This window comes from Akkermansia sp. JRP_AM1, from assembly GCF_049262625.1.
GTDB classification, from domain to species: domain Bacteria; phylum Verrucomicrobiota; class Verrucomicrobiia; order Verrucomicrobiales; family Akkermansiaceae; genus Akkermansia; species Akkermansia massiliensis.
On record NZ_CP118234.1, the window covers coordinates 3132743 to 3142141 of the forward strand.

Consider the following 9399-nt stretch of genomic DNA (forward strand, 5'->3'; position numbering starts at 1 on the left):
TTGTCAGAAGAGGAAATTATCAAGCATCGTGGAAAATAATCATGGTAAGATGTCCCGCATGTGTACACCTGCATATTGCATCCCCTTGTATGGCTCCATGACTGTTATCTCGCCCGAAGACCGAAGGAAAAAGAATCCGCAAATTTATCATCTCCATGATACCGCTGTCGTGTTGATGTGGACAACTCGTGAAAGAAGCAAGACGACATGCTGGGTGCGGGATGTGCTCGACAACGTGTGGATTGTGATCAGGAACGAAAGAAAAGATGATTGAAAAGAAAAAGGCCGCCAGGAACAACCTGACGGCCTGAATTGTATCTGCCCAGTGGGCTAATCATCGCAACATAAAGCACGGACAAAAGGCGTCATTTCCTCGCCCTGATGATCCTCCAGCAGTTGCTCTATCCTTTCGTCAATGATACACAGGACAGTAGAATAGAGACCATCAGCATATAGTGACTGCTTGGTAGCGACAACAAGCATCTGGATGGCTAAATTGGACTGTTGACCATTGCGATCAATAACGTAGCAATTAAGCTTATCGCCCGGCGTTAAGGTTTTCATGATGGTTTTTCTGTTGGTTCAATCCGCGCCCCACAAGGGGGCGAAAAGAGTTAGAATGGGAATTGTACGGCGTTTTTCCATCCACGGGATGTGGAAGGATTGGGGACAGGGAACTCGTCAACGATGACGGCCCCATCCTTGGCAGCCATGAGCGCCTCAGGCCATGTGAGTGGATAGTCAGGATCACTCATGGCTGCACCTCCTGATCTGGCATCCATATATTACTGCGGAATCCCCGCTTGGTGGACTTATGCGGCCCAGGAGTGGGAACAATACGTACAGCCCCGACATGATCAGCCAGCCTGCCGGGCGGCATGGTGTCGCGGCGGGCATGCGGCTCGTAGGTCTCCTGGCCGGTCTCGGCGGCCAGCTTGCGGGCCTCTGATCGTCCCCGGTTGATGACGGTGTACATCAGCTGCCGGACGTGTTCCACGGCGGCCCAGTTGCGTAATGCCTGGTACACATCCCGGCCCGTGCAAGGCAGGTGCAGCTGGTCGCGCACGATCTCGGCCAGATAGTCCGGAGTTATCTCATAGCGTTGCATGGCATCATCAAGCAGGTGGATGGCCTTGTCCATCTCCGACCAGGTACGGTCCTTGACAGGCGCACAGCCAAGATAAGATGCCAGCCTATTATAGATAGGCACGTAGTGCTCCTGGGTGGCTTTGGTCAGTGACTCGGTGATCCCTGTGGCAGCCCAGACCTCGTCGTGCCTCCAATCCGTCAGAGACGGGAGGGGGCATCCCTGGGACTGGATACGCTTGTAGGCCTTGCCGGCCATAATGGACAGTACGGCAATCTGTCGCTTGGTAAGTGGCTTATTGCTCATGATCGGATTGTTATTCGGGATTTTGTAGAGCCTTGATCAGTTGTTGCCTCTGCTTGGGCGTCAGATAGACAAGAGTGGCAGTTGCTCCTCCTCTTTCAGTGCCTGTCCAGATAGCCAGCAGGATGCGGAAGCCATAGTCTTTAACCTCAATCTTGGTCATGCGCTGATTCTTTCTCCGGTATCGGTTTTTGGTTCTACCCAGTAAGCCTCCGTCTGCTCAATGCGCAACCCTAGGGAGGCCAGCCGCTCGTCATCCAGTTCGGCCTTGAGTTTATCCTTGTCGGGCTTGGGGTCGGAAACTTTGAGATAGGAGGTCAGGCCCATTTCCCTGATTCTGGCGCAGACGGCCCCCCAGGTGAATTTGCGGGAAAGCAGTACCAGGGTGGGGTTGCCCAGCCGCCAGCCCCAGCGGGCTTTGCCAGTTTCGCCGGACTTGGCATCTCCTTGCAACAGATTTTCCCGGTTGCGGGTGGCGTATTGCTCGGCCTGGGCCAGCTTGACGGCAATCTGGTTGTTGAGACCTTTAATCACGCCGCCGTATTCTTCACGGGCGGCCAGAATGGCCTTGTCCAGCTGGGCCTGTGCCTTGTCTCGCTTGACGGTCAGATCGGCAATCTTGTCCAGGCATTGTTCATATTCGGCCAATGTGGACAGCCCGGTGTTGCGTGTTGTTATTTTAGCCATTGTTGTGTGTGCGTTTTTTGTTAAGTGATTTTTGCTTGCGGTGGATTGTTTGGAGAACATCTTTCAATGTCCGTTTGGGGTCAGTAATCCAGTCATAAATTCTTGTCCCTTGACCGGAATCCATACATCCCCAACCTGCTCTATCTTGATGGCAACTTTCCCAGGCCAGCGGGAATCGCAGTTTGTCCAAGCGTTACCAAGACCGGGGAAACGGTTTAATTCCATGCAGATTTTTGTGCAGATAGTTTCAAGTTCAATAGTCATTTTTTTTGTTCTCAAGATTCTTTCGTTGATGGCAATGCGCCATTTTATCTGTTTAGAGGAAAGGGTCCTCTTACGCCATGTTTCAGAATAAAATATATATTCAGTGTTATTAATAGTTTTGTTGATCAATGCTTCCCGTAAACATGATAGATTAAGCGGTTTAGTAATATCCTTCTGAACTCTCCGTATAGCGGGAAAATTTTTGGATACATTAATATTCAGAATTTTTTTCACACAACAGTTCCCTACAATGAGAGAAATTCCGTTGTGAATATTCCGGATTACACAATGTTCAATGATGAAATGGCCGCAAATACACGTTCCAAATTCTCCGTCTTCGGGAAAATACGTTTCTACGTGTCTCCATTCCAATTTAGCAAGGTGGAAATTTTGAGATACGGAACATGCCAGCAGTTTTGACTTGAATCGACGAATATGGGAATTATTCATTTTTTTCTTTTTTCTGTTCGTGAGGTATGCATGAAATGCGCCCTCACTATTCAGGAGCATTTTCAAAATACATTTTTTCCTCATATATATTTCCCTCTCGTCTCTTTCAGAAAACTGCCGGCTTCCTCATTTGGTCACTTTTCTGCCACTAGGTCTTTCATGATAGTTATGATGATCAAAGGTTAGTTTTTTCTTGCTGAATTATGGCTTCCCACAAGGAAAATCTCATCCTTGAGTAACCGTCCGAGCACAGTGTACGGCGTCGCCAAAGTGCCGCAGTTTTTATTGCTGTTGGTGTTGTTCATGATAGTGGAGTGGGTTAGTCATTTTGATCATCATGAAGGGCAATCAGGCGGTTAAGCTTTCCCAGCATGGCTTCCCTCTGATTTTCGGGAATGTTCACGGGCCAGTCCTGACCCGTGCAGATGATGTTCTTTAGTTTGTTCCTTTCTTCCCAATCCACCACGATGCGGGCGCATTTGCTGTCTGCCCGCATGGTGGAGGGGGTGATGTAGGTGCGGATGTCCAGCGAGCCGTTGGCATACCGGATCAGGGCAATATATAAAGGAGCGGGCATGGTCAGGAGGCAGTGGCCAGTTTTTCCAGTTGCTTGTGAACGGCTACAAAATAGCCCCACGTAAATTCCTTGCCGGCCTTGCGGGCGGTCGTGGCTCCGGAACGCATGCGCTTGGTATAACGCCCCAGGCCGTACTGCTTGACCATTTCCTGCACGATTTTGAGCGTGGCCGGGTCGGGGTCCGGCAAGCCGAACGCCTGCCAGACGCGCTGCTGGTCGGCATAGGTGATGTTCTTGGGCAAGTAGATATTGATGCCGCGCAGGATGGTCTGGCTCAACACACCTTCCCAGCTCGCGGGCATCCCATGCCATTTCACCTGTCCGTTTTTGGACTGGCCGGAAAGGGTTTTCCCCCATACATCCGTGCCTACCAGAGCCATGCCGCAATGCGTTTCATCATAGATTTCCCGCAGGGTTTCTATGGTTTTGAGGCCCCGCGCTCCGGTCATGCACACCTGATGCACTTCGTCAAAAATCAGGAGATGGGACGGAGTAACCGTCTGCTTGATGCGGTCCACCATCTTTTCATAGCGCAGGTTTTGCCCAAGGCCCAATTCACGGGCAATCAGGTTCACGACACGCAAGGCGGAAGGGGACGTGGGTATGCGTACCAGTACCACACGGCTGGTGTCGCAACCGGCTTGACGGTCGGCAATATCCTTGCGGCGCTTGTATTCTTCGCAGGCCCAGGTTTTGCCTATTTGCGGGTTCCCCACCAGGCTGACAATCTCCTGGTACTCCACGGAATATTCAAAAGCCTGGCTGATTTTGCGGAATATGTCCGTATCAACAAACGGGATGCCCGCAACCCATGTCTTGTTGTTGTACCTGCGCCGGAAGTTGGCAATGCTGTTCACTACCTGGTCCGGAGCTGCTTCACGGCTCTCATAAAAGAGTTTGGAAAGCGTGGAGGGGGAATACCCCACAGTCTCGGCGGTTTGCTTGAGCGTCCATTTTTCCTGTTTGGCCGTAGCCACCAGCCAGGCAAGCAAGTCCTTGGTTCGTGGATCGTAGCCGGATGCCGCCAGTGATGCGGCGTAATTGTCCCAGAGGGATTCGGTTGTTTCTATTGCGTCCATATTGTTATTGGTTTGGTTGTTGTTTGAAAAAAGAGCTTTAGCCGGGGATCATGTCTTCCAGGGAAAGGTGATATTCCGCTCCTGTTTCTGGCTCCGGTTCGTCTTCCCTGTCAGGCAAGGATGGAGCGGCGAACACGTCCACGCCGGGGCAGAGGGGGCGCCGGGCAGCGCGTCCCGGTCATCCGGGAGGGCGTCAGGCTGCTGGCGCGCCAGACGGAGCACGGCATCATTGTGTTCCTTGAGCGCCGCCGCACTTTCCCTGGCGGGGGCATTGCGGACTTTGTAGTCCATCATCAGGTCAGCGCGGCGGGAAGCGATCAGGCCCATTTGGGATTTCACGGCATCCTCGTCATGCCTGGGCGCTGCCACGCTCAACGGAGCCGCCCCCAGGATGCCGCCGCGCTTGTCCAGCACGATCACCGTGTCCGGCTTGAACGGGTTGATCACGACATCATGCTTGTCGTCCGCCAGTTCATGGCGGCGCCCGTCGTCAAGGTCTGTATAATAGGCGTGGTAGATGCGCGGTTCCGGGGAAAGCGTCTTGTCCTGCAAGGTCATGTACCCCCGTTTGACGGTCAGGGTACGCACCTTTTCCGGCCCCAGCAGGGTGACGTACAGGTCCAGCGGTATGCGCCAGAGTTGCTTTTTACCCTGCTCCCACACAGCGGCGGGAGACAGGCGCGTTTCCCGGAGGCGCGAAGGATCGGCCAGCACCAGCGCGCGGATAGCCTGCCATGCCTGCAATTCCGCTTGTCCCCTGGTGGGATCGGGCAGTTTGTTTTCCGGCGTCCATACTCCTTCCGCCAGCGCGTACTCGCGGATCATGTGGCCGCATTCCCGCCAGCCTTCCAGCATGTGGTTGGTGCGGTTGTTGATGATGGCGTACACGTCCCGCAGAATCAGGCTGAACTGGTAAAAATCCAGGAAGGGGGATTTGATCATGTCGGCATACTCACCCAAGCGTGGCAGCGCCTTGCACAGCTGGTTCTGATAGGCAATCATGCCGTCGGTGCTTTCCGGCTGGCGGCGGTCGCGGCCTGACTGTCCGGGCAACGCCCCCAGTACATTGTGAATCAGGCTGTGCAGACATTCGATCATGGCCTTGTAGCGCGGATTACCCGCGCCGCGTCCGGCCCAGCCTCCCATCAGGGCGTTGCCGGCTCCGGTCATGCCGCCCATACCCACGCGGATCACGCCGCCCGTGCGGTCGTGAAGCGCGGCAATATATTTTTCGGATAGATTGGCCGTGCCGTGTTCCATCATCAGCAGGCAGCCATCCGGGTGGTAGCCGGTGGAATAAAGAATGTTGGCCAGGAAGAGGCGGAACATTTCATTGTCCAGGGCTTTCCGCTTTTTGGGATCATCCGGCAATGTCACAAAGGGCATGTGCCCCCAGTCAAACCGGCAGCCGGACGCAACGTCATGGGCGCCGAATTCCAGCACGCGCACAGGCTTGCCTGCAAAGGTGACGTAGTGGTCATGCCATACGTCGTCGAACATGTATTGACCTCCCACGGGCAGCCCTACGCGGGAAGTGCGCACGTAAGGCAGCACGGCAGCGGCGGCGCGCGATCCCCATTTGCCCTGCTGTTTTTCGGCCTTGGTGCGGGCCAGCACTTTGCGGAGATTGGCCGCCGAGCATCCGGGCGGCAATGTGGCCTTGGTCCAGTCCTCAAACCCCGGCACTTGTTCCCTGCCGGAAATGATGCGGTGCTGGATTTCCAGAATGCCCTGCTGCTCCGATCTCTGGTGCTTGTCCAGGATCGCCTTGCCCCAGGCAATGAAACGGGGGGAATGAACCCCCGTGTTGGCGGTGCGGGATTTAAGCGTGTTGCCATTTACCAAGGAACGCCAGTTGCCGGGGTCTTCACGCCAGGCATAGTATCTTTTTTTGGCAAGCCCCTTGCTGCATCCCATAGCCTTGGCCAGCCGGTCGATGATGCCACCCGTTCCGCAAATCGGCAGGCCGGAAGGCAAGTCGGAAAGGGCTGCCAGCCAGCAATAGACCCGGTCGCGGGTAGGCATGTCAAGTGCCAGCCAGTCTGGATCATGGGCAGGTACGGGTACTTTTTTCATAGTGGCTTATACTGCGGGGAAAGGAATTGAAGGGAGGCCCTCGCCGTTACCGGCAAACACATCCGCCACGGGGAGGCTGTCCAGATTGCTGGGCCTGTCTTGGGCGGATTTTCGGGCGGACTGTACCTGGTCCAGGGTGGAGCGCAGCACGATTTCCAGGGCGGCCAGGTCGTCCTTGTCCAACAAGGCGTGGCGGCCAAGGTCGCAGAACTCGCTCAAGTCCTGGCAAAGTTTGTTTTTTGCGTAGGTGGCCAGCTTCCGGGCTTCCGCGAGTTCCGCTTCCGGGTCGGTTTCTTTTTCCCTTGCCGGGCGTCCGTCAGGGTTGCCGGATGCCTGGAATCCGTGAGATTTGGGCGGAGTGACCACGCCAAAGTCAAAGTAGGCTTGCCGGAGGCTGTCGGCGTCGGACAGCTTGCCGATCTCTTCCAGCGTGCGGGCGTCTCGGCGGCCGCTTTCTATAAGCGCTACATCCACCGTGCCTAGCTTCCGGGCGCGCTTGAGCACTTCTCGGTAGAGTTTCATGTAGCGTTGAGCGGTCCTTTTGTCAAAAACGACACATGTGTCGTTTTTGGTGAATAAAGCTTTCCACTCTCCGTGCTGGGCTGCCGCTTTCATGCGTGCGAGCAACCCGCCCAGTACTACCGCAGTCATCCAGCGTTTCTGTTCAAGGGTTTGAATTTGCCCAGTCAATCCGGTGATCTGGCCGTGCAGCGCGTTGGCCCGGACGATTGCAATTTCCCAATCCCGGTTGGTAGTTGTCACCTCATTTTGAGGCATGATCTGAATCTCATATTTCATCTTTGAATTTTCTGAAAGCGATTTTGATTTTGCGCATGGCGGCGCGCTCAATGCTGAAAACCCGTTGCCGGGTCAGGCCCAGATAGAGGCCAATTTCCCGTTGCGTCAGGCTGCCGGCATGATCCAGGCCATAATGACGCCGGAATTCCGGCACCCGCCAGAGGGCCTGCCAAATGGCCCATTCTTCCTCCGTCATGGGGGTGTTCATGTTCACGTCGGCCTCAGGTTGCATGGCGTTACTTGGTGAGGGGTACAGGCAATACGGCGGTGCGGCCATCCTTGAGGCCCTCGCGGACCTGGGCGGCTTCCTTGTCCAGGCAATACACCACCGCCCAGGCCACCAGCCAGCCCATCAGGGCCATAACGGCAACGGCTCCAGCAAATTTTGCAATGTCCCGCATAGTGATATTGATGTTAATGGCGGAGGCGTTCAGGAAGCTTGCTAATCCTGTCCAGCAGAGCTTTACTCTGTCTTATCCCTGTGAGGACGCTGGCCAAGTGCTGGTAACAGACACCTAATTCCGGGGCGGCTGTTCTATAGCTCCAGCCCTTGTCCTTGAGTTCTTGCCGTGCTTTCACCAGATTCCCGGTCAGGGCTTTGGCCTTGTGTTTCTCTTGTGCTCGTGCGAACATAAGAAATCAGATATACGATTTATGAATTAAGGGCAAGAAAGAAATATCATAATTATGAATTTTTCTCACAGACTGATGGAGGCGATGGTGCGGAAAGGCATTAACCAAAAAGAGCTTTCAGAAATTGCAAGTGTTCCTCAAGGAGCTATATCAAACTATTGTAATGAGAAAGGCATGCCATCCTCGGAGGTGCTTTACAGGCTATCAAAAGCACTGGAAGTGTCTATGGAATGGCTTATATCTGGAGAAACATCTCGCACAAAAGATCCTGCCCCGCAGGACAATCATTGGCGAGACCGCGCTCTCAAGTCTGAAGAGAAGCTGAAGATGCTGAAATCAGCCATGCAGGGGTGGCTGAAAAAAATTTACAAAAATGTTCGCGGGGAACAGTTCTCTTGACATAACCAAAAAAAAATAAGAAGTTGCCGGAAATAATATGAGTGAAGAGATAGCTATGAAAGGATCTGAATACGAACTATCTGGTGATTTTTTTATCAAATTATCACACGATGGAGTTATGACATCACGTTCCTTAAGGGATGTTCTGAGCGGATTAGATAGCGTAATAAAAAGTTGTACTCCGATTCTTTCCGAGGTATATCAGGAACGGGTAGCATTGGAAGGGCTTGCCATTGGATCGATACAATCAGGTAGTTCTTGGTTAAAAAAACTCAAGTTTATTACTGAAAAAACTCTACCAGCATTGAATAGTATGGATCCAAAAATCGTTATTCCCATCTGTCTTGCCGCTGTCTTATGGAAGGGAATAGACGTTTTTAAAGAGGGCGGTAGAACGAATAATTTGATAGGAAATGATATCCGTATAGAAAACAATGCTCCCATCATTATTGGGGAAAATACGTCTCCACAACTCAAGGAAGTATTACTAAGACAATATCCAGGACGAGAAATGGAAATAGATGCGGTTTTAGAGGCTGTGGATAAAGCCTTGGAAAAAAAAGTTACATTGTTTGAATCAGCAAAAAAAGGATTAGTTAAATTAAAATCCCCTAATGGACAACCTGTTTCCGCAATTACTTTGGGAAATGAAGAAGAAGGGTCTGCATTACCGCCGCCAATTTTGACACAAGATCAGTTAAATTTTGTGCCTGATAAATACGAAGAGCCGGAACAAAAGGAGCAAAAAGCCTTTTTTGGTGGAGTCTTGTTAAACGTAACGCGAATGAGCAAGAGTAAGGAGAAAGTAAGTTGGTCAGCACAAGTAGAGGAGGATGAAAATATACCTTTACCTAAAACAGTAAAACAGCTCATTGTTGATTCACCAGAATTACAAAAAGAGATATTCGCCCACTCTCTAGATAGGCCTTTTCGTGCAGATATTTATGCTGTTTATATCAGAGATGGTAAGGGAAATCCTATTTATAAGAGATACATTTTAAAATCCATAGAATAAAGGATATTTGTAATTTGGAGAAAAATAGTAG

14 protein-coding genes are annotated in these 9399 nt (G+C 52.2%); 2 read left to right on the forward strand and 12 right to left on the reverse strand.

Annotated features, from left to right (window positions below; all coding sequences use genetic code 11):
* Positions 1–330: 330 nt before the first annotated feature.
* From PVA48_RS15085 to PVA48_RS15140, 12 genes are all read right to left on the reverse strand, one after another.
* Entirely contained in the window at positions 331–564 is a 234-nt protein-coding gene (locus tag PVA48_RS15085) for a hypothetical protein (protein WP_128252866.1), read from the reverse strand.
* Positions 565–751: 187 nt separating this feature from the next.
* Positions 752–1141, reverse strand: a complete 390-nt coding sequence (locus PVA48_RS15090; protein ID WP_423231987.1) for a hypothetical protein — start codon at positions 1139–1141, stop codon at positions 752–754.
* A gap of 262 nt (positions 1142–1403) precedes the next feature.
* Positions 1404–1553 (reverse strand): hypothetical protein, encoded by a 150-nt coding sequence (locus PVA48_RS15095; protein WP_186438944.1) that lies wholly within the window; start codon positions 1551–1553, stop codon positions 1404–1406.
* The gene (locus PVA48_RS15100) at positions 1550–2077 is read right to left on the reverse strand and encodes a host-nuclease inhibitor Gam family protein (protein WP_205575527.1); all 528 of its coding nucleotides are present in this window, start codon (positions 2075–2077) and stop codon (positions 1550–1552) included. Before PVA48_RS15100 ends, PVA48_RS15095 begins: the two co-directional genes overlap by 4 nt.
* 63 nt (positions 2078–2140) lie before the next feature.
* Positions 2141–2791, reverse strand: a complete 651-nt coding sequence (locus PVA48_RS15105; protein WP_423231988.1) for a hypothetical protein — start codon at positions 2789–2791, stop codon at positions 2141–2143.
* A gap of 182 nt (positions 2792–2973) precedes the next feature.
* A complete protein-coding gene (locus PVA48_RS15110) occupies positions 2974–3096 on the reverse strand; it encodes a hypothetical protein (protein ID WP_267902304.1) in 123 nt (40 codons plus the stop codon).
* A gap of 14 nt (positions 3097–3110) precedes the next feature.
* Entirely contained in the window at positions 3111–3368 is a 258-nt protein-coding gene (locus PVA48_RS15115) for a hypothetical protein (protein WP_205575529.1), read from the reverse strand.
* A gap of 2 nt (positions 3369–3370) precedes the next feature.
* Positions 3371–4447, reverse strand: coding sequence for an AAA family ATPase (locus PVA48_RS15120; RefSeq protein ID WP_423231989.1), 1077 nt, complete (start codon positions 4445–4447; stop codon positions 3371–3373).
* 48 nt (positions 4448–4495) lie between these two features.
* Entirely contained in the window at positions 4496–6523 is a 2028-nt protein-coding gene (locus PVA48_RS15125) for a hypothetical protein (RefSeq protein WP_423231990.1), read from the reverse strand.
* A gap of 6 nt (positions 6524–6529) precedes the next feature.
* The gene (locus PVA48_RS15130) at positions 6530–7300 is read right to left on the reverse strand and encodes a hypothetical protein (protein ID WP_423231991.1); all 771 of its coding nucleotides are present in this window, start codon (positions 7298–7300) and stop codon (positions 6530–6532) included.
* Between the two features lie 10 nt (positions 7301–7310).
* Entirely contained in the window at positions 7311–7517 is a 207-nt protein-coding gene (locus PVA48_RS15135; RefSeq protein WP_102734041.1) for a sigma factor-like helix-turn-helix DNA-binding protein, read from the reverse strand.
* A gap of 40 nt (positions 7518–7557) precedes the next feature.
* Entirely contained in the window at positions 7558–7722 is a 165-nt protein-coding gene (locus PVA48_RS15140; protein WP_205575533.1) for a hypothetical protein, read from the reverse strand.
* Positions 7723–8029: 307 nt separating this feature from the next.
* Here PVA48_RS15140 and PVA48_RS15145 point away from each other — a divergent pair, with 307 nt between their 5' ends.
* Together PVA48_RS15145 and PVA48_RS15150 are read left to right on the forward strand one after the other, a co-directional pair.
* The gene (locus PVA48_RS15145; RefSeq protein WP_423231992.1) at positions 8030–8353 is read left to right on the forward strand and encodes a helix-turn-helix domain-containing protein; all 324 of its coding nucleotides are present in this window, start codon (positions 8030–8032) and stop codon (positions 8351–8353) included.
* Positions 8354–8390: 37 nt separating this feature from the next.
* Positions 8391–9368, forward strand: a complete 978-nt coding sequence (locus PVA48_RS15150) for a hypothetical protein (RefSeq protein WP_143296649.1) — start codon at positions 8391–8393, stop codon at positions 9366–9368.
* Positions 9369–9399: the final 31 nt, after the last annotated feature.